The sequence below is a fragment of the Caulobacter sp. DMC95 genome, from assembly GCF_056313785.1.
This window is the reverse complement of the sequence record NZ_JBQUZP010000006.1, coordinates 145,739-164,895: the sequence shown is the minus strand read 5'-3', so window position 1 is coordinate 164,895 and position 19,157 is coordinate 145,739. Positions and strand designations below refer to the sequence as shown.

Annotated in this window: 16 protein-coding genes; 5 read left to right on the top strand and 11 right to left on the bottom strand. The window is 67.2% G+C overall.

Annotated elements, in window-relative coordinates; translation table 11 throughout:
- Positions 1-6: 6 nt before the first annotated feature.
- From ACT53N_RS15195 to fliL, 11 genes are all read right to left on the bottom strand, one after another.
- The gene (locus tag ACT53N_RS15195) at positions 7-2,472 is read right to left on the bottom strand and encodes a glycoside hydrolase family 3 protein (protein ID WP_476064678.1); all 2,466 of its coding nucleotides are present in this window, start codon (positions 2,470-2,472) and stop codon (positions 7-9) included.
- Between the two features lie 298 nt (positions 2,473-2,770).
- Positions 2,771-3,790 carry a LacI family DNA-binding transcriptional regulator gene (locus tag ACT53N_RS15190; protein ID WP_476064677.1) on the bottom strand — a complete coding sequence of 340 codons (1,020 nt, stop codon included), beginning with the start codon at positions 3,788-3,790 and terminating at the stop codon, positions 2,771-2,773.
- Positions 3,791-3,874: 84 nt separating this feature from the next.
- On the bottom strand, positions 3,875-4,870 hold the full coding sequence (gene glk / locus ACT53N_RS15185; RefSeq protein WP_476064676.1) for a glucokinase: 996 nt from the start codon (positions 4,868-4,870) through the stop codon (positions 3,875-3,877).
- Positions 4,871-4,884: 14 nt separating this feature from the next.
- The gene (gene edd / locus ACT53N_RS15180; protein ID WP_476064675.1) at positions 4,885-6,693 is read right to left on the bottom strand and encodes a phosphogluconate dehydratase; all 1,809 of its coding nucleotides are present in this window, start codon (positions 6,691-6,693) and stop codon (positions 4,885-4,887) included.
- A 6-nt stretch (positions 6,694-6,699) separates the two neighbouring features.
- Entirely contained in the window at positions 6,700-7,398 is a 699-nt protein-coding gene (gene pgl, locus ACT53N_RS15175) for a 6-phosphogluconolactonase (protein WP_476064674.1), read from the bottom strand.
- A 2-nt stretch (positions 7,399-7,400) separates the two neighbouring features.
- Positions 7,401-8,864 carry a glucose-6-phosphate dehydrogenase gene (gene zwf, locus ACT53N_RS15170; protein WP_476064673.1) on the bottom strand — a complete coding sequence of 488 codons (1,464 nt, stop codon included), beginning with the start codon at positions 8,862-8,864 and terminating at the stop codon, positions 7,401-7,403.
- A gap of 232 nt (positions 8,865-9,096) precedes the next feature.
- Complete coding sequence (locus tag ACT53N_RS15165; protein WP_476064672.1) at positions 9,097-11,973, bottom strand: tetratricopeptide repeat protein; 2,877 nt, start codon at positions 11,971-11,973, stop codon at positions 9,097-9,099.
- A 9-nt stretch (positions 11,974-11,982) separates the two neighbouring features.
- Positions 11,983-12,765, bottom strand: coding sequence for a MotE family protein (locus tag ACT53N_RS15160; protein ID WP_476064671.1), 783 nt, complete (start codon positions 12,763-12,765; stop codon positions 11,983-11,985).
- The gene (locus ACT53N_RS15155) at positions 12,762-13,346 is read right to left on the bottom strand and encodes a DUF6468 domain-containing protein (protein ID WP_476064670.1); all 585 of its coding nucleotides are present in this window, start codon (positions 13,344-13,346) and stop codon (positions 12,762-12,764) included. The genes ACT53N_RS15160 and ACT53N_RS15155 overlap by 4 nt, the downstream gene beginning before the upstream one ends.
- The gene (fliM, locus tag ACT53N_RS15150) at positions 13,343-14,467 is read right to left on the bottom strand and encodes a flagellar motor switch protein FliM (RefSeq protein ID WP_476064669.1); all 1,125 of its coding nucleotides are present in this window, start codon (positions 14,465-14,467) and stop codon (positions 13,343-13,345) included. Before fliM ends, ACT53N_RS15155 begins: the two co-directional genes overlap by 4 nt.
- A gap of 27 nt (positions 14,468-14,494) precedes the next feature.
- Positions 14,495-15,109, bottom strand: a complete 615-nt coding sequence (gene fliL / locus ACT53N_RS15145) for a flagellar basal body-associated protein FliL (RefSeq protein ID WP_310210293.1) — start codon at positions 15,107-15,109, stop codon at positions 14,495-14,497.
- 226 nt (positions 15,110-15,335) lie between these two features.
- On the opposite strand from fliL, the gene flgF reads away from it, so the two are divergent.
- The 5 genes from flgF to ACT53N_RS15120 all read left to right on the top strand — a co-directional run bounded on the left by flgF (position 15,336) and on the right by ACT53N_RS15120 (position 19,061).
- Entirely contained in the window at positions 15,336-16,073 is a 738-nt protein-coding gene (gene flgF, locus ACT53N_RS15140) for a flagellar basal-body rod protein FlgF (protein WP_476064668.1), read from the top strand.
- A gap of 13 nt (positions 16,074-16,086) precedes the next feature.
- Positions 16,087-16,875, top strand: coding sequence for a flagellar basal-body rod protein FlgG (flgG, locus tag ACT53N_RS15135; RefSeq protein ID WP_476064667.1), 789 nt, complete (start codon positions 16,087-16,089; stop codon positions 16,873-16,875).
- Between the two features lie 4 nt (positions 16,876-16,879).
- Positions 16,880-17,668, top strand: a complete 789-nt coding sequence (gene flgA, locus ACT53N_RS15130) for a flagellar basal body P-ring formation chaperone FlgA (RefSeq protein ID WP_476064666.1) — start codon at positions 16,880-16,882, stop codon at positions 17,666-17,668.
- A 13-nt stretch (positions 17,669-17,681) separates the two neighbouring features.
- Positions 17,682-18,416 carry a flagellar basal body L-ring protein FlgH gene (gene flgH / locus ACT53N_RS15125; RefSeq protein WP_476064665.1) on the top strand — a complete coding sequence of 245 codons (735 nt, stop codon included), beginning with the start codon at positions 17,682-17,684 and terminating at the stop codon, positions 18,414-18,416.
- A 180-nt stretch (positions 18,417-18,596) separates the two neighbouring features.
- Positions 18,597-19,061: a hypothetical protein gene (locus ACT53N_RS15120; protein ID WP_476064664.1), complete on the top strand. Its 465-nt coding sequence runs from the start codon at positions 18,597-18,599 to the stop codon at positions 19,059-19,061.
- Positions 19,062-19,157: the final 96 nt, after the last annotated feature.

The window sequence follows — 19,157 nt, the reverse complement described above, 5'->3', positions numbered from 1 at the left end:
CCAGGGCTAGGCAGGGCAGAAAGCGTCGCCCTCGTTGGACGCCAAGCGGATTTCCGTGAACGACAGCGTCAGCTGCCCTGTTGTCCACAGGCCGAACGGGGACAAAACATGCGTCATGTCCGCCCCCTTGGCCTGGAAGCAGGAAAGTTTGATCTTCGCCGTACGCCATTCGCCCGTTTTCGCACCTGACAACGTTGACGTTACGTCTACCGTCGCCCGGCAGGATTCGCCACAGGTTAGGCTGAGCGAAACAGGTTTCGTCGGCGCGGCGTCCACGCGATAGCGGAACATCACCGCCATATCGCCGGTCGTCTGGCGGGACAGATCCACAGCCGAGCCCATCACGCCAACCACGCCGAAGCCCTCGCCGCTCCAGGTGGCCTGGCGCGCGTTCTCCTGCGCGCCGGCGTCGATCGACTTGAGCGACGCCGCGCCGGATGCGCTCATCATCCACGGCGGAGGCGTTCGACCATCGACAAAGTAGCGATCGACATTCGCCGCCGCCGAGGCTGAGCCGGGGTCTTCCGACAGCGTCGCGACCTTGCCCGGCTTGGCGTAGCTGAGGCCGTAACCATAGGCGAACAAGGGGTCATAACCCGGATCGCCGACATTGATCGGCTCCTGATCGGCGCGCTTGGGCCAGGAGAAGGAGAGCTTGCCCTGGAAGTCATGACGCGGCTTGCCGGCCTTGTCGCCGACCAGCACGTCGGCCACGCCGCCGCCTTCCGAGCCGGGCAGCCAGGCCGCCACGAACGCGTCCGAGGCGTTGAGCTCGGGATTGGTCCATAGCGGGCGGCCGCTCAGGAACACCGCCACCACAGGGACGCCGGCAGCCTTCAGCTTCTTGAGCAGGGCCAGATCGCGCTTGTCGCCGGCCTGATACTCGATGCTGGTGATGTCGCCCTGGAACTCGGCATAGGGATTTTCGCCGAACACGACGATCGCCACGTCAGGCTTTTTCTGGAAGTCGCCGGTAACCGACAGCTCGGCGCTGCCGCCACCGGCCTTCAACGCCTCGGCGACGCCGACGTAGATCGACTGGCCGTGCGGGAAGTCGCTGTTCTTATTGCCGGTGCCTTGCCAGGTCAGGGTCCAGCCGCCCGAAGCCTTGCCGATGTCGTCAGCGCCGTCGCCGGCGACCAGCACACGGGCCGAGCTCTTCAACGGCAGGACGCCCTCGTTCTTCAGCAACACCAGCGACTTGCGCACGGCCTCCCGGGCCACGGCGCGGTGCTCGGGCGCGCCCAACAGGTCGAGCTTGCCTTCCAGCGGGCGCTTGTCCTCGAACAGGCCAGCCTTGACCTTGACCCGCAGGATGCGACGCACGGCGTCGTCGATACGCGCCATCGGGATCTGCCCGGCCTTCACCTGCGCCAGGGTGTTCTCATAGAGGCCCTTCCAGCTGTCGGGGGCCATCATCATGTCCATGCCGGCGTTGTAGGCTTGGGCGCAGCTGGTGTTGGTGCAGCCATCGACCTGACCATGGGCGTTCCAGTCGCCGACGACAAAGCCCTCGAAGCCCATCCGGCCCTTCAGCACATCGGTCAGCAGGCTCTTGTTACCGGTGTGCTTGACGCCGTTCCAGCTGGAGAACGAGACCATGACCGACAGGATGCCGGCCTCGATCGCCGGCGGATAGCCCGCGTTGTGCAGGCGAACAAGATCAGCCTCGGAGATCTTGGCGTCGCCCTGGTCGCGCCCGTTCTCGGTGCCGCCGTCAGCCAGGAAGTGCTTGGCCGAGCCCGCCACGCGCCCCGCCGCCAAGGGCTTGCCGGCCGCCAGCGCGCCCTGCAGACCCAGGGTCATCGGGCCAGAATAGGCCTTCACGATCTCCGGATCCTCGCCGTAGCCTTCGTAGGCGCGGCCCCAGCGCTCGTCGCGCGGCACGGCCACCGTGGGACCAAACGTCCAGTCCGCGCCTGTGGCGGCCATCTCCTTGGCGGTCACTTCACCGATGCGCCGGATGAGATCAGGGTCGCGCGCGGCGCCCAGGCCGACATTGTGCGGAAAGATCGTGGCGCCCACGACGTTGTTGTGACCGTGCACGGCGTCAACGCCGAAGATGATCGGGATCTCCTGGCGATCGCCGCGCTTGTCCAGCGCAGCGGCGCGGAAGGCCCGGATCCATTCGATCCAGCGCTGGGGGCTGGCGCGGTCATTGCCGTCCGGCGCTGAATTGCCGCCGACCAGCACCGACCCTAGCCGATACTTCTTCAGCTCTTCGGGCGTGATCGAGGCGCCGTCGGCCTGGATGGTCTGGGCGACCTTCTCCTCGACGGTCATCCGGCTCATCAACTGAGTGATGAAGGCCTCGGCCTTGGCGTCAGTGATCGTGGCCGGGCTGGCCGCCTTCGGCCAGACCGCCGGGTTCGCGGTGGCGTTCGGCGACGTCTGGGCCAAGACCCCGCCGGCCGTTCCACAGGCGATCGTGAGGGCCAGGGCGGAAGCGAAGGCGAAACGGCGCGGAAGCATGGGCGATCCTTGGAGGGGGCGTCCGTCGGGCGGAGCGATGATTTCGGGAAAGGCGCTCGACGCGGCGCTTGCGGGGTGACCGCGTCGAGCAAAGAGAAGCGGGTTCAGGTCCGCTTGGAGGGGAGTGATCGTGCGCACAGGGCGCGACAGCCGCTGGACTGGCCAGACGAGGTCATGGGGTTTCCTCCTGACGCCGCCTTGTCGTGGCGACTGTCTTGATCGAAGCGATCTCACGTCGATCGGACAGCGCTGTCAAGAAGAATATGATCACGGTAACATAGACACCCTGCCGGCCCATCTAGCGCGATGCCGGGCCCGTGGACTCCCGCACCACCAATTCGAAGTCCAGGAGCCGCGACGGCGGCGGAGCCCCCTCCTCCCGCTCCACGCCTTGCATCAGCATGTCGGCCGCCGCGCCGGCCATGGCGTGGATCGGCTGGCGGACCGTGGTGAGCTGCGGCCAGGTGATTTTAGCGCCGGGCGTATCGTCAAAGCCGGCCACTGCGAGTTGCGCGGGGACATCGAGCCGCAGACGATTGGCCACCGCCATCACACCCAGCGCCATATCGTCGTTCGAGGCGAAGATGGCCGTCGGCTTGTCTGGTCCGCTCAAAAGCCGCTCCGCCGCCTCGAAACCTGAGCGGAACGAGAACCAACCCTGCTCGACGCGATTGTCGCGAACCAGCAGCCCACTGTCGCGCATCGCATCCAGGAATCCCTGGTGGCGCAGGTGCGAGGCGCCGTGATCGGGGTGGCCGATGATGAAGCCGATGTCCTTGTGACCCAGATCGATCAGGTGCTTGGTCATCTCATAGGCGGCCAGACGATCGTCCATGCTGACCCAGGGCGCGCGGTCGAGGTCACCGCCCGGCGCGATCCGCACGTAGGCCACGCCCTCGCGCTCAAGCGCCGCCAGGACCACGGGATGATCGCTCAGCGGCGGCGTCAGGATCACGCCGTCCATGCGGAGCGTCGCCAGCATCGGCGCGACCTGCTCCTCGACGTCGGCGGTCGAGTCGATCGGCTCGACGATCAGGTGGAAGCCCTCCTGTCGGCAGCGCGCGATGGCGCCCAGCTGGACGTCCGTGACGTAGCCGGGGCTTGGGTTGTCGAAGAAGACGCCGATCAGATAGGCCTTTGAGCCCGCGAGGCTGCGGGCCGAGATGTTGGGGCGATAGTTCAGCGCCGCCACGGCGGCTTGCACTCGATCACGGGTGTCGGCCTTGACGTTGGGCTCGCGATTGAGCACCCGCGAAACGGTTTTGATCGAGACTCCGCTCTCGCGGGCCACGTCGTGGATCGTGACTTTGGCGCTCAATTCCGTCCCTCGCCGCCCCGATTCGTTCGGTTCGGCGCGTACTTAGCCATGACAAGGCTGTCATGGCGAGCCCCAAGAAATCGACTACGAAACGGCCGCGCGGCCCTCCGGCGTCAACGCCACCGCCGCGCCGATCAGGGCGGTGTGCGGGTGCAGGATCACATGAGTCGGGATCGCCTGGGTGAATCCCGAAAGCCGGCCCTTGCTGTCGAAGCGCTCGCGGAACGGGCTCTTCTCCAGGATGTCGATGATGCGCGGCGCGATCCCGCCCGCGATGAACACCCCGCCGCGCGCGCCCAGAGTCAGGGCGATGTCGCCGGCCGTCGAGCCCAACACGGCGCAGAAACGGTTCACCGTGGCCAGGCTGTCAGCGCAGCCTTCGACCGCCCGCTCGGTGATCTGTTTGGCGCTCAGCGCCTCAACCACGCGGCCTTCAGCCGCGGCGAGGTCGATATGGAGGTCCTCCATGCCTGGGCCCGAGAGGATGCGCTCGACCGACACCCGACCGCCGTCGAGACGCTTGGTCAGAGCCCGCAGCACTTCGATCTCGACGTCGTCCACCGGCGCAAAGGCAACGTGACCACCCTCGGTGGCCAGCGGAATTTCCTGGCCGTGCCGACGCACCAGGCCGGCGACGCCGAAGCCGGTGCCCGGGCCGAGGATGGCCAGATCCCCCTCACCCGAGGTCGGAAGCACACCGACCTGCCGCAGGTCCTTGGGGCTGAGGCGGGGAGCCGCCAGAGCCTGAGCCGTAAAGTCGTTGATCAGCTTGGCGTTGCGGAAGCCGCCGGCGCGGCGCAGGCCGTCCTCGGAGATCCGCCAGTCCAGGTTGGTCATGTGAACCTGGCCATGATCGATCGGACCGGCGACAGCGACCACCGCCTGGTCCGGGTGCCTGACCCCCACCTTGCGCAGATAGTCCTCAATGGCGTCCTCGGCCGTACCGTAGTCTTCGCCCTTATAGGCCGTCGGCTCGATCAGGCGCGGGTCCTGACCGTCGAACTCGACCAGGGCGAAGCGGGCGTTGGTCCCGCCGATGTCGCCGACGAGGCCGAGCCCGCCATTGTGATTGCCGTCCATGACCTAGCGCTTCCTCAAGCAAAGACTGACGCGCCGGCGTCGGCCGCGCCGACCCCCGCTCGCATCCATCCAAACAGTTCCCTACCAAAGCCCGGCTTGGACGCCGGGACGTTCGCCGGCGTCCGAGCAAGCAAGGCCGCTTCGTCCACCAGGATGTGCAGTTCGCCGGTCTCGGCGTTGACGCGGATCACATCGCCGTCCTGGACATAGGCCAGGGGTCCACCTTTGGCGGCTTCCGGGGTGACGTGGATCGCGGCCGGCGTCTTGCCAGAAGCCCCAGACATGCGGCCGTCGGTGACGAGGGCGACCTTGTGGCCGCGATCCAGCAGCACCGAGATCGACGGCGACAGATTGTGCAGTTCGGGCATGCCGTTGGCCGACGGTCCCTGGAAGCGTACGACGACCACGACATCGCGGTCCAACTCGCCGCGCTTGAAGGCGGCGATGAAGTCTTCCTGTTCCTGGAACACCGCGCACGGCGCTTCGATCACGTGATGCTCGGGCTTCACGGCCGAGATCTTCATCACGCCACGCCCCAGATTGCCGGCCATCAAACGCAGACCGCCTTCCTGGCTGAAGGGATCCGCAACCGGGCGCACGATAGCGGTGTCCAGGCTCTCGTGGGCGCCGTCGCGCCAGCTGAGCGCACCGTCCTCGAGAACCGGCTCGCGGGTATACAGGGACAGGCCCGCACCGGCGATCGTCTGGACGTCCTCGTGCACCAATCCGGCTTTCAGCAGCTCGCGGATCACAAACGCCATGCCGCCGGCGGCCTGGAAGTGGTTCACGTCGGCCGAACCGTTCGGATAGACCCGCGCCAGAAGCGGCGTAGCCTTGGAGATGTCGTCCAGGTCCTCCAGGGTCAGCTGCACGCCTGCCGCGGCGGCCATGGCGATGATGTGCAGCGCCAGGTTGGTCGAGCCGCCCGTCGCCATCAGGCCCACCACGCCGTTGACGATCGACTTCTCGTCGATCATGCGGCCCACGGGCATGAACTGGTTGCCCTTATTGGTGACGGCGGCGACGCGACGCGCGGCCTCCTTGACCAGCGCCTCGCGCAGCGGCGTGTTCGGGTGGACAAAGGCCGAACCGGGCAGATGGAAGCCCATCAGCTCCATCAGCATCTGGTTGGTGTTGGCCGTGCCGTAGAAGGTGCAGGTGCCCGGGCCGTGATAGCTGGCGCTCTCGGCCTCCAGCAGCTCGGCGCGGCCGACCTTGCCCTCGGCGTAGAGCGCGCGGATGCGGGCCTTCTCGCTGTTGGGCAGACCCGAGGTCATCGGGCCGGCGGGCACGAACAGGGCCGGCAGGTGACTGAACGTCAGGGCGCCGATCACCAGGCCCGGTACGATCTTGTCGCAAACGCCCAGGTACAGCGCCGAGTCGAAGGCGTCGTGGGTCAGGGCGACGGCGGTGGCCATGGCGATCACGTCGCGCGAGAACAGCGACAGCTCCATGCCCGGACGGCCTTGGGTGACGCCGTCGCACATGGCCGGCACGCCGCCGGCGAACTGGGCGGTCGCGCCCACTTCTCGCGCCGCGTCCTTGATCAGCGCCGGATAGGCCTCCAGCGGCTGGTGGGCCGACAGCATGTCGTTATAGGCTGAGACGATGCCGATGTTCGGCGCGTTCGGATCCAGAGCTCGGACCTTGTCGACGCCGGGCGAGGCGGCGAAGGCGTGAGCCCAGTTGGCGCAGGACAGCTTTGCCCGTCCCGGCTGGTTCTCGATGGCCTGCTCCATATGGGCCAGATAGGCCGCGCGGGTGTCCTTGCTGCGCGCCACGATGCGGGCGGTGACTTCGGCGATGACCGGGTTCAGGCTCATGGCGATCTACTCCGCCCAGAGGATGCGGACCTTGGCGCGGTCCTGTTTCAGGATGGCGGCGACCGGCAGAGCCGGATCGACGTCGCCTTCCAACAACGCTTTCTTGGCCGCGCCGGTGACGAGCAGCACGATCAGGTCCGTGCGCGTCAGCGCCGCCAAGGTCAGGCTCAGGCGCGGAATGTCCGGCGCTGGATCGCTCGGCGGCACGGCCAGTACGGCGCGATCGGAGGCCAGATCCAGCCCTTGGGCCAGCACCGGATTGCCGGGAAACAGCGAGGCGAAGTGGCCGTCCGGACCAACGCCCAGCAGGACGACACCGAACGGCGTGGCGGTGTTCACACCCGCCTCAGCCTTGCGGGCGCTGTCCTCGTGGCTGAGGCCATCAAAGAACAGCGGGGCGAACTCGGCCTTGGCGGCCTCGCCGACCATAAGATGCCGGCGAACCAGCCCCTCATTGCTGCTGAGGTCGCTGGCCGGAACGAAACGCTCGTCGGTGAGCGTGACGGTGATCTTGTCCCACGGCGCGGTCATGGTCGCCATGCGATCATAAACAGGCGCCGGCGTCGTGCCGCCGGTAGCGGCGAACCCGACCCGGCCGTGGCTGGCGACCGCTGTGGTCAGCGCGCCGACAAGGATCGAGGCGGCGGCGTCATAAAGATCCTCGCGCGAGCCGAAGGCTTCGAGCTTGGCGGGCGTGTTGGGCATCGTCAGGCCTTCCACGCCCGGCCGCCGGGCGAGATCAGGCCCTGAGCGGACTGCGGCCCCCAGGTGCCGGCCGCATAGTGGGCCGGCTCAATCTGGGCCTCTTCCCAAGCAGCCGAGACGCCGTCGATGAAGCGCCAGGCCTGCTCGACCTCGTCACGACGCACGAACAGGGTGCGATCACCGCGGAACGCGTCGACGAACAGCTTCTCGTAGGCGATGCGGCGGCGCCCACCCGTCTGGCCGAACGACAGCGACAGCGGAAGCGACTGCAGCCGCATGCCCTCGTCCGAAAGCCCCGGGCGCTTGTTCATGATCGTCAGCGAGATGTCTTCATCCGGCTGCAGGTCGATCACCAGCCGGTTGGCGCAAAGCTCGCCGTCGGTCGCCGGGCCAAAGATGTTGTGCGGCAACGGCTTGAACTGGACGACGATCTGGGTGCGACGATCCGGCAGGTTCTTGCCGGTGCGCAGGAAGAACGGCACGCCGTCCCAACGCCAGTTGTCGATCGCGACCTTCATAGCCACGAAGGTCTCGGTCTTGGTCGGCTTGCCGACCTCCTCGACATAGCCCGCCCGCGCGCCGCCCTCGACCACGCCGGCGACGTACTGGCCGCGCACGGTGTCGTGAGCAACGGTTTCCTTGGTGAAGGGGCGCAGGGAGCGCAGCACCTTGACCTTCTCGTCGCGCACCGCGTCGGGGTCGAAGCCCGACGGCGCTTCCATCGCGACCAGGCAAAGGAGCTGCAGCATGTGGTTCTGCACCATGTCCCGCAGCGCGCCGTACTCGTCATAGTAGGGCCAGCGGTCACCGACCTTTTCGGTTTCGGCGATGGTGATCTGCACGTGGTCGATCGTGTTGCGATCCCACAGCGGCTCGAACAACACGTTTGCGAAACGCAGGGCGGTCAGATTCTGGACCGTTTCCTTGCCCAGATAGTGGTCGATGCGGAACACTTGGCTCTCGTCGACCACGGCGGCGACGGCGGCGTTGGTGGCCTTGGAGCTTTCCAGGTCACGGCCGAGCGGCTTCTCGAGGATCAGACGCGTCTGCGGGCCGGTCAGCCCGGCGGCCTGAAGCGCCTGGCAGGCCGGACCGTAGAGGCTGGGCGACAGCGAGAAGAAGATGACCAGCGTGCCGTGCTCGCCGATGCGCTCAGCCAGCTTCCTGGTGTCGTCTTCGCTGGTGATGTTGGCCGGGACATAGTCAAGGCGCGCGGCCAGGCGATTCCAGACCGCCTCCTCCACCGTCGCGCGCTTGCCCAGTTGTTCGCGCACCAGCGCCTTGTAGCTAGCCGCGTCATGGTCGGCCCGCGCGACGCCGATGATCCGCAGATCGTGCGGCAAAAGCCGGTCAAGCTCGAGGAAATACAGCGAAGGCAGCAGCATGCGGAGCGCGAGATCGCCTGCCCCGCCCAGCAGCACCAAGACTTCGCGGCCGTTATCGCCGGCGTCGTTGTTCTTAGCCAATGTCGTCCACCCTATGACAACGTTGTCATGACATGCCTGCGATACAAAGGCAAGCGGTCGCGCGTCACGCTCATCCGATTGGCGCGCGGCGGGGCCCTAACTAGGCCAATCGCCGGAGGCCCGCCATAAGACCAATCCGATTTCAGATCAGATATTTGGCTGATTTCGCCCTGAGCCGAAACGCCATGCCCTCGCATGGCCGGTCAGGCGGCCATTTGCGGTGAGCCCTGCCCTAGCCGCCGGCCCGCGCGGGCGCCCCCGCCGGCTGCCCGGTGCGGAAGCGCTCCTTTAGGCGTCCGATCCAGCCGTTGAACGCCTCGTTGTCGGCGGAGACGCGGCCGAAGTCGGACGCTGACACCGAGCCGAGCGACATGCCTTGCAACGCGACACGAAGGCCTTCGGGGTTGCTTGCCGTGTCGACAAAGCCAGACCAGCGGGCGCGTAGTCGGCCTAGCGCCGCATCATCGTCGGCCAGGCTGTAAGCCACGGCGGCGCGCAAGAGCCGGGCTTCTTCCGCCGCGCTCAGGGTTCCGCCGGTCCTGAATCGGTCGCCCAGCGAGCGCTCATAAAGCGCGCCCGCAGCCGGCCACGACCGTTGCTTCCAGGCGATTTCGCCACGAATTTCCTGTCCGTCGCGACTGGCGTCCGTCTCGACAAGATCCAGCGCCGCGTCGTAGCGCCCGAGCCCCATCAGGGCGCGCGCCGTAGCCAGGCGACGCTCGGCGTTGAGCGCGGGCGGCAGGATTGTCGTGCGGGTCGCGTTGATAGTGTTCAGCGCGTCCTCGGGCTTCTTGTCCATCAGATAGATCCAGGCCAGGTCGGTGGCGACCTGGGCTTTCGGAACGCCATTCAGGCGGTTCTCGACCTGGTACTTCAAGAGCTTGGCCGCATCCCCCAGCAGGTCCACGTCGACCAGTCGGCGCACGAGATTGCGCACCATCTGGTCGCCGTCCGCGCCGATCGGTGTCAGGTCCTGGAAGTCATAGAACAATCCCACGGCCTGAATCGGCTGCATGCCGTCGGCCAGGCCTTGCAAGAAGAGCTGGCGGAAGGCCTCGGAGAGATCGTTCTGCAACGCGACGGCCTCAGGCCGGTCCGACAGACGACGCCCGGCGGACCGCAGAGCCTCCAGCGCCTCGCGATACCGGCCCTGGTCGATATAGAGCTTGCCCAGCGCGCGGATGACTTCCAACTCAACACCGTCCCCCCGCCAGCGATAGCGTAGCTGGTTCAGTGTTTCAGCGGCCTTGGTCGCGTTGATCTCGCCGCGCGCGTACTGGAGTTGGGTCGCATGCAGGGTGGCGGGCGCGGCGATCCGATCGATCGGCGCCTTGGCGATCGCCGTGTACATGCGTTGCGCGCGCACCTTCTCGCCCTTGGCCTCGAAGATCCGAGCCTGGACCAGGCGGATATCGAGCTGGTCTTCGATCGGGATCTTCGCCAGAGCCAGGGCCTTGGTCACCGATTGCATGGCGCCGGTCAGGTCTCCCACGCCCAAGGCGGCTTCGGCCTGGGCCTTCAGGAAACGCGCGCGCCAGATCGGCGGGAAGAGATCCAGGGCGCGGGATCCGTTGGCGAACTGGGTGCGCGCATCGAGCCACTGGCCGTTCTTGGCCGAGATATAGCCGCGCCAGAGGGCGCTCGACGGCTCGTCGGCCAGCACGGGCGACGAAAAGTCCGCGTCGGCTTCCGAAAGCCGCCCCGCCAGCACACGCGCTACGCCCCGAAGGCCGCGGAACTCGGGATTGCCCATCAAGGTCTGATGCTTGCGCGCGCCCGCGTTCAGAACCCCGATCGCCTCGAACGACATCTGCGAACCGACCAGGAACCGCGCCAGCGCCAGTCGGGCGTTAACATCGGCGTCATCGTCGCTCGCCGCCGACACGGCGCTTTGCAGGGCGTTGTACCGCGCCAGGAAACCGCCCGAGCCCGTCTTGGGCCACGCTTCCAGGTCGATGAGCGCCGGCATCGACAACGGTTGAGGCGCGCCGGCGGTCGCTTCCTCCGGCGGGGCGGCCGCTGAGGCGGGCGACAGGGCCAGCCCCTTGGGACGGCCGATCCGCACCTGGTCGGCCTGCGCCTGCACCATCAGGTCGGCGGCGTAGGCCTCTGCGGCCAAACCTTGCGCCGATTGCAGCAGCGCGAACTCGACATACTCGCGACGCGAAGGCAGCCCCTTGGCCGGGGCCAGCGCCGGCGCAACGATGATGCGGTCGCCAACCGCAGGATCGTCGACCCAGATCGCCCGCGTGACGCCCGCCACGGCGGCGGAGAGCGCGGCCGAAGGCGATTGCTCGGCGCGCGTGACCTGAATGATGTCCGGACTCTGTTGCGGCCCCGCGCCGAAGCTGACCCGCCACGACGGACCAGATCCGACCGCGACATAGGGCTCGCCAGGCGGTGCGACGACGCGAAGGGCGACATAGTCAGCCCCGCGATAGACCTGGAGCTTCGAGTAGCGCGGCGTCGTGCCGGGCAGCTTGGAGATGTCCAGCCGAGCGGGCGTGTCGAACACGATCCAAACCGCCTCGCCCCGCCGGAACACCGCCGCACCGGCCGGCGCGGCCCAGTCGAACGACAGCGTGACCTGGCCATCCCGACGCTCGATCCCCGCCCGAACCACGCCGTCGCGCGGCATGGGATTGGGCCGGCCGATCGGCGCCGCCGCCGTCGCCGGAGACGCCGCCGCAGCGGCGGAGGCGATGGCGCCGGCCTTGGGATAGATATTGACGAAATCGACGCCGTCCGCCGTGCCGAGCTTGGCGTCGGCGTCTTCGGTCAGGGTCAGAACGATTTCCAGCACGCCGTTTACGCGGCGCGCATCTGCGGACTTGATCCAGCGCGGGGGCGCGATCCTCAGCGCGGAGAGATCAGGATTGGCGTCGCGACTGAACCGCAGGACCAGAGTCTGGCCTTGCCGGACCGGCGTCATCCGCGCTCCGCCGGCCCAATGGAACTCGACCCGCGAGAACTCCGCCGCCTGCGCGACACGCACGTCCAGCGCCCCGCGCGCGGCCGTCGGCGGCGGCGCGGCGTAGCCGGTCGGCGCCAGCGTGCCCGCGATGCACGCGGCGGCGACGCTGGAACGCAGGAGCTGACGGAGGGTCATGGGCCTCCCTTAACCAGCCTGGGGAGCAGGCGGCTTTGCGGCGGCGGGCGAGGCCCCCGCCAGCGGGCCGGCCGCGCGCTGGCCAGGCGCGGCGTTCTCGGCGACCGCCGCCTTGCCCTTGTCGACCGCTGGATTGGTCAGGCGCGAGGCGAGCCGTTCGGTCAGGATCTTGGCGTCGCCCGGGGCCATGTTGGCCAGGATCATCGCCAGGGTCTTTTCCTTCATCTTGGCCGCGATCGGCAGTCGAACCTCATCCGACAGCAAGGTCATCCGGGCGGCTGCGTCCTTGGGCTTCATGCCCTGATAGACGACCACCAGCCGATCGACCTCGGCCTGCTTCTGGGCGTCGACCTGGCCCAGGAGCCCCTGAATATCGCCCTTCAGGCCGGTCAGGGCCTTCATCTTGGCGTCGAGCTTGGCCTCGGCGGCCGCCAGCAGCTGCAGCTGAACGTCGATGTCCTGCTCGCGCTGATCCAGTTGCCCACGACGCGCGCCCAGGCTTTGCAGGATTCGCAGTTCAGCCGGGGACAGCCCCGCCTCCCGCGCCAGAGCGTCGGCCGATGGCGCGCACACCCGCGGCGGGGGCGCTTTCGCGGCGGCCGGCTGCGCAGCGCCTTCGGCCGAGGGCGCTTCTTCGGCCTCCTTGGCCTCGGGCTTGGCGACGCCCTCGGCGAACGCCTTGGCGCCGCCGACAAGGTCAGGCAGCGACTTGGCGCCCGACAGCGCGTTGATCGCGAGCACGCCGCCTGCGGCGACGCCGATCAGGGGCAGGATGCGCGGAATATTCTTCATCGGCGTGGCGCTCGTGGATTGCTGGCAGGGCGCGGGGGATCAACCGGCCCGTCGAAGAGGTCATCATCGACCCGCGCGCGTGAACGCGGAGTTTCAGGGGGTAGATTTGAACGCGGCGCAGGACGCGGCGCCGGTTCGCCGCGCGCGGCGCGCTCGACACGATCTTCTCGCTCGAGCAGTCGCTCGAAATCCGCCGCCGACAGACGGCGCTCACTGGCCGAAGCGACCGGCGGAGCTTCAATCGCCCGCGACGGACGGACGGGCGCCTCACGCTCCGGAGCGGCCTGGATCGCGGACGGCGCGGGCCGGTTGACCCGCTCTTCCAGCTGCGCCGCCAGAGCCTGCGCGCGCTCGATACGGACCGCCAGCGTCTCGGCGGCTTCGTCGGTGGCGGCGCGCAGGTCAGCAAGCCCCTGCTCGGCGCGGGCGGCGGCCTGATCGAGATCGGCGACCGCCTTGGCGAAGCCTTCGTGACTGTCGCGCAGCGCCTTCAGCCGGCGCTCGAGGCGCCAGCCAAAGATCAGCGCCGCGATCAGCAGCACCGCCAGGAACCCGTTCATGGCTAAGGCGACGACGCTCATTTCAGCTTCTGCACGGCCTTCTTCGCCGCCGGCGTCAGCGGCGCCTCAGCCCGGACGGCGATCGAATGGTTGCGACGGCCCATGCGCCCGCGCGTCAGCGGAATGGCGCCGGCGCGCAGCTCCACCAGGCTGTCGGGGGTAGCGTTCAGCATCAGGGTGTCGCCGACCTGCATGTTCAGCACACGCGACAGCGGCACCTGCTGCTCGTCGAGCACGGCGCGGACCTCCATCTGCGTGGTCCAAAGCTCGGTGGCCAAGTGGCCTTCCCAGATGTTGTCGCGGCCGAACTTCTCACCCATGAACTGCTGCAGCAGCATCTTGCGGATGGGCTCGAGCGTCGCATAGGGCAGCAGGAGCTCGATGCGGCCGCCGCGGTCTTCCATGTCGATCCGCAGCTTGACCAGGATGGCCGCGTTGGCGGGACGGGCGATGGCGGCGAAGCGCGGATTGGTCTCCAGACGATCGAGCGAGAAGCTGACGGGGTGCAGCGGCTCGAAAGCGCTCTTCAGGTCGTGCAGCACGACCTCGATCATCCGCTGGACCAGCACGCGCTCGATCGTCGTGTAGGGCCGCCCCTCGATGCGCATCGCCGCCGTGCCGCGACGGCCGCCCAGCAGCACGTCGACGATGGAATAGATCAGGTTCGAGTCGACGGTCAGGAGACCGTAGTTATCCAGCTCCTCGGCGCGGAACACCGCCAGGATGGCCGGCAGCGGGATCGAGTTCAGATAGTCGCCAAACCGGATCGAGCTGATGTTGTCGAGGCTGACCTCGACGTTGTCGGAGGTGAAGTTCCGCAGAGAGGTCGTCATCAACCGCACCAGGCGGTCAAAGACGATTTCCAGCATCGGCAGACGCTCGTACGAGACGAGCGCCGAGTTGATGATGGCGCGGATGCCCGTGCGGTCGTCGGAACCGTCGCCCGAAAGATCGAAGCCCAGAAGGCTGTCGATCTCGTCCTGGTTCAGAATCCGCTCGGACGCGCCGTCGCCGCCGCCATCATCCCAGCCGCCCATGCCGCCGGAAAAATCGCCGAACTGGTTCACGCCCTCACCGCCTCCGGGAGGGTTCTCCGAGGCCCACTGGGCCATCGCCGCCTGATCGTCGAGTTCGTCCGCCATGATCGTTCGCCCAACCAGCCCAAGGGCCTAGTTGATCAGCATCTCCTCGATGAGCACGGCGTTCACCTTGGCCGGCGCAGCCACCAGGTTCACCCGACGCAGCAACTCCACGCGCAGCTGGTATGTGCCCTGGCTGCCATTCAAATCCTCAGGGCGAAGCTCACGAAGGAAGGTCTGGAACATGTCCTGCAACCTGGGGAGATTCGGCGTCAGCTCATCGGCCGTTTCCTCGTCGGGCAGTTCGAAGGTCAGCTTCAGCTTCAGGAAGGTCGACTTGCCGTCAGCGGTCTGCATGTTCACGACGATGTCGGGGAGCGTGTAGAACACCACGCCGTCCGGGCCTTCCTTGATCACCGGCGTGCCGGCGGCGCCCTCGGCGCCCTTTTCACCTTCCTTCTTCTCTTCCTTCTTTTCCTTCTTCTTTTCCTTTTTTTCTTCCTTCTTCTCGCCGTGCTCGCCGGCTTCGGCGGCGGGCTTGGGCTTCATCAGGAAAAAAGCGGCCGCGCCGCCGCCGCCAAGAACGAGCACGCCCGCAGCGATCGCGATGATCAGGATTGGCGGCTTTTTCTTAGCCGGAGCTTCGCCTTCAGCACCCTCTTCGCCTTCGGGAGCGGGTGCTTCCTTTTCAGGTTTCTTGGCCACGCGCGCGGTTCCTTGGAATCTATGCCCGTACTCATGCGCGAAGCATGGTTAACGATGTGTTTTGGCGGCCAATTAGTCGCAGGCTGAATCTGCCCGGCAGAGTCCGCCCCACGTCACGCCGTTAACCTTCCTATTCATTGAATTATATACGCTTTTAGCATTGGCACGAAGGTTGCTTCCAAGGCTGCGACGCATTTGTCGCGTCAGCCGCCCGAGTTAACTCGCCATGGACAACGCGCTTTATGTCGGCCTGTCGCGTCAGATGACGCTTCGCCGCGAGCTCGACATCGTGGCCAACAACATCGCCAACGCCAACACCACAGGCTTCAAGGTCGAGGACCTGATGGTCCGCACCGAGCAGGCCAAGCCGGCCAAGACGCTGGACGGCTCCTCGCCGGTCAAGTTCGTCATGGACACCGGGGTCGCCCGTAACTTCACCCAGGGTCCGATGACCAAGACGGGCGGCGACTACGACCTTGCGATCAACGGCATGGGCTTCTTCAAGGTCCAGGCCGCCGGCGGCGAGCGCTACACGCGCGACGGCCGCTTCACCACCAACCCCGAAGGCGTTCTGGTCACCCAGGCGGGCGCGCCGGTGCTGGACGATGGCGGCGGCCAGATCACGATCGATCCTCGCCTGGGGCCTGTGACCATCGGCAAGGACGGCATCGTCAGCCAAGGCGCGATCCGCGTGGGTCGCATCGCGCTGGTTCGTCCGGACGACCTGTCCACCTTCGCCAAGGACGGCGACAACCTCTACCGCAACACCACCAACACCAACCCGCAGCCTGTCACGGACGCACAGATCCACCAGGGCATGCTGGAAGCCTCCAACGTCCAACCGGTCCTCGAGATCACCAAGCTGATCGAGATCCAGCGCGCCTACGAGAGCGTCGCCAAGATGATGGACAACACCGCTGAACTCTCGCGCACCGCCGTCGAGCGGCTGGGCAAAGTCAATTAAGGAACGCTAGCCGATGCAAGCTCTCCGCACCGCCGCTTCGGGTATGGCTGCTCAGCAGCTGAACGTCGAAGTCATCTCGAACAACATCGCCAACATGAACACCGTTGGCTTCAAGCGCCAACGGGCCGAGTTCCAGGACCTGCTGTATCAGACGATCGAGCGCGCCGGATCGCAGTCGTCCAGCGACGGCAATATCGTCCCGACGGGCGTGCAGGTCGGCGGCGGCGTCAAGGCCGGCTCGGTCTATCGCATCACCGAGCAAGGCACCCCCACCCTGACCGACAGCCCGCTCGACCTGGCGATCCAGGGCAAGGGCTACATGCCGATCCTGCTGCCGTCGGGCGAGACGGCCTATACGCGAGCCGGCAACTTCTCGACCAACGACCAGGGCCAGATCGTCACCGAGGACGGCTACCTGGTTCAGCCGGGCATCACCATCCCGCAGAACGCCACCGACATCACGATCAGCAAGACCGGCCTTGTGCAGGTGAAGCTGGACGGCCAGACCGACCCCCAGACTGTCGGCCAGATCCAGCTCGCCAACTTCCTGAACGAAGGCGGCCTGGAAGCCATCGGCGACAACCTGTTCCTGGAGACCGCCGCCTCGGGCGCCGCGACCCTGGCCGCCCCGGGCGAACCCGGCTTTGGCATGCTGCTGCAGCACTACACCGAAGCCTCGAACGTCGACGCGGTTTCGGAAATCACCGCCCTGATCACCGCCCAGCGCGCCTACGAGATGAACTCGAAGGTGATCTCGACGGCCGACCAGATGCTGCAAGCCACCTCCCAGCTGCGGTCGTAAGCTCATGAAAGCCTTCCTCTTCGCCGCCGCCGCCACCTTGGTGATCACCGCCCTGTCGGCGCCCGCCTTCGCCGGAACGCCGGTGACCCTGCGGATGGACACCACCGACGCCGACGGCCGCATCACGCTGGGCGATCTGTTCGACGGCGTCAGCGGCCCGGCCGCCAATGTCGTGGTCGCCGCGCGCATGGGCGCCACCGCCGTGCTCGAAGCCGGTCAGGTGCAGATGTCGGCCCGTCGCGCCGGCTACGACTGGACCAACGCCAACGGCGTGCGCCGGATCATCGTCCGCGAGGGCCTCGACAATGGCGGCGTCTCGTCGGCGGCGACCGCCAGCGCCCGTCTGGCCGGCGCCCCGCGCGCCAATGTGGAAGTTCTTGCCTACGCCCGCAGCCTGTCGGCCGGCGAAATCGTCCAGCCCCAGGACCTCGTCTGGGTGAAGATGGCGGGCGCGCCTGCGGATGCGCCGCGCGACGCGGACGACGTCATCGGCCTCGCCGCCAAGCGCCCCCTGCGGGAAGGCGCCGCAGTGGGCCTGAAAGACGTCGCCGCCGCTCAGGTCATCAAAAGCGGCGACCTGATCACCATCACCTATGAAGACAGCGGGATTTCCCTGTCGCTGCAGGGCAAGGCCATGGGCGGCGCGGCCGCTGGCGATGTGTTCGCCGTCCAGAACACCCTGTCGAAAAAGGTCATTCAGGCGGTCGCCGTCGCGCCCGGCCTCGCCGCCGTCGGCCCGCAGGCCCAGACCTTGCAAGCCCGTTCTCAACCCGTCCGTTTCGCTGCTCGCTAAGAGGCCATAGACCATGCGTCGTCCCGCCATCCTCGCCGCCGCCGTCCTCCTGGCCCCGCTGGCCGCCTGCTCCACCGTCAAGGAAGCCGTCAAGGGCCCTGAGCTGGCCCCGGTCGGCTACCCCGCTCAGCTGGCTCCGATGCAGCAACAGTATGTCTCGGCCCGCGAGCCCGCCCCGCAGGCGGCCTCGGCCAACTCGCTGTGGCGGGTCGGCGCCCGCGCCTTCTTCAACGACCAGCGCGCCAGCCGCGTCGGCGACATCGTCACGGTGATGATCGACATCGACGACAGCGCCAGCACCAAGAACGCCACCAACAGCTCGCGCACCGCCAACATGTCGGCCGGCGTTCCGCACCTGCTGGGCATGGAATCGAGCCTGGGCAAGATCCTGCCGGGCGGCTTCGACCCCGCCTCGGCGCTGGAGACCAACTCCACCACCACCAACGCCGGCTCGGGCGGCATCAACCGGTCGGAAAAGATCAGCCTGACGATCGCCGCCGTGGTCAGCCAGGTCCTGCCGAACGGCAACATGGTCATCCAGGGCACCCAGGAAGTCCGCACCAACGCCGAGCTACGCCAGCTGACGGTGGCCGGCATCGTGCGTCCGGAAGACATTTCCTCGGCCAACACCATCCGCCACACCCAGATCGCCGAAGCTCGCATCAGCTACGGCGGCCGCGGGGACATCAGCCGCGTGCAGAAGACCCCGGCCGGCCAGTCGCTGGTCGAGAAGTTCTCGCCGTTCTAGGCGCGTCGTGCGGAAAAGTGGGAACCGGTTTTCCGCAAAAACGACGCGAAAACAGAAACCTAGAGCGCGGCTTTTCGGACACACAGATCGGGCGCGGCGGCCGATAGGCTTCCGCGCTCTTTTTGTTTCAGGAGCCATTCATGCGGCCTCGACGTTGATCGGGCGTGGAGGATCATCATCATGGCGTCCCGAACACTCGCCCTCGCCGCTCTTGGCCTTGCCGCCGTCCTCGCCGGCTGCGCGCATGAAAAGCAAGCGTCCACCGGCCTGCAGTGGGCCTATGTCAGCGACGACGCCGCTGAACCGCGCCTCGCCTACGGCCGCCCCAACAGCGATGACGTGGTCATGATGATCCGCTGTCAGCCGGGTCGCGACCGGATCGATCTCGCGGTTGTGGGCCTCAGCGACGCGCAACTGGTTCTGGCGTCTGGCCGGACCCAGAGCCGCTTTGACGCCGCCCGGGTGGAGGACCCCATAAGCGGCGACCTGCTGGAAGCGCGCGGCCAGACCAGCGCGGCCGCGCTGTCGGGATTTCGAAGGTCAGGCGATCTCGCGCTGCTCACGAGCGGCCAGCGCCATAGCTTGGCCGCCACCTCCGTGGATCGGGAGCAGGTGAAGGCGTTTTTCAAGGCCTGCGGGGTTTGAGCCAGGCTGGACGTCGGCCGAATGGGCCGGGTTGGCGCAAATATGGGTCGAAAGCCGCCTCGGGCCTCGCTCCACAACCCGACCTTCCTAGCGTCC

What these genes read in the sequence shown, in the direction of transcription:
- ACT53N_RS15195 (WP_476064678.1), bottom strand. Translation starts at nt 2,472, where the DNA reads ATGCTTCCGCGCCGTTTCGCCTTCGCTTCCGCCCTGGCCCTCACGATC.
- glk (WP_476064676.1), bottom strand. Translation starts at nt 4,870, where the DNA reads ATGGACGGCAATCACAATGGCGGGCTCGGCCTCGTCGGCGACATCGGC.
- edd (WP_476064675.1), bottom strand. Translation starts at nt 6,693, where the DNA reads ATGAGCCTGAACCCGGTCATCGCCGAAGTCACCGCCCGCATCGTGGCG.
- pgl (WP_476064674.1), bottom strand. Translation starts at nt 7,398, where the DNA reads ATGCCCAACACGCCCGCCAAGCTCGAAGCCTTCGGCTCGCGCGAGGAT.
- ACT53N_RS15165 (WP_476064672.1), bottom strand. Translation starts at nt 11,973, where the DNA reads ATGACCCTCCGTCAGCTCCTGCGTTCCAGCGTCGCCGCCGCGTGCATC.
- ACT53N_RS15160 (WP_476064671.1), bottom strand. Translation starts at nt 12,765, where the DNA reads ATGAAGAATATTCCGCGCATCCTGCCCCTGATCGGCGTCGCCGCAGGC.
- ACT53N_RS15155 (WP_476064670.1), bottom strand. Translation starts at nt 13,346, where the DNA reads ATGAGCGTCGTCGCCTTAGCCATGAACGGGTTCCTGGCGGTGCTGCTG.
- fliM (WP_476064669.1), bottom strand. Translation starts at nt 14,467, where the DNA reads ATGGCGGACGAACTCGACGATCAGGCGGCGATGGCCCAGTGGGCCTCG.
- flgF (WP_476064668.1), top strand. Translation starts at nt 15,336, where the DNA reads ATGGACAACGCGCTTTATGTCGGCCTGTCGCGTCAGATGACGCTTCGC.
- flgG (WP_476064667.1), top strand. Translation starts at nt 16,087, where the DNA reads ATGCAAGCTCTCCGCACCGCCGCTTCGGGTATGGCTGCTCAGCAGCTG.
- flgA (WP_476064666.1), top strand. Translation starts at nt 16,880, where the DNA reads ATGAAAGCCTTCCTCTTCGCCGCCGCCGCCACCTTGGTGATCACCGCC.
- flgH (WP_476064665.1), top strand. Translation starts at nt 17,682, where the DNA reads ATGCGTCGTCCCGCCATCCTCGCCGCCGCCGTCCTCCTGGCCCCGCTG.
- ACT53N_RS15120 (WP_476064664.1), top strand. Translation starts at nt 18,597, where the DNA reads ATGGCGTCCCGAACACTCGCCCTCGCCGCTCTTGGCCTTGCCGCCGTC.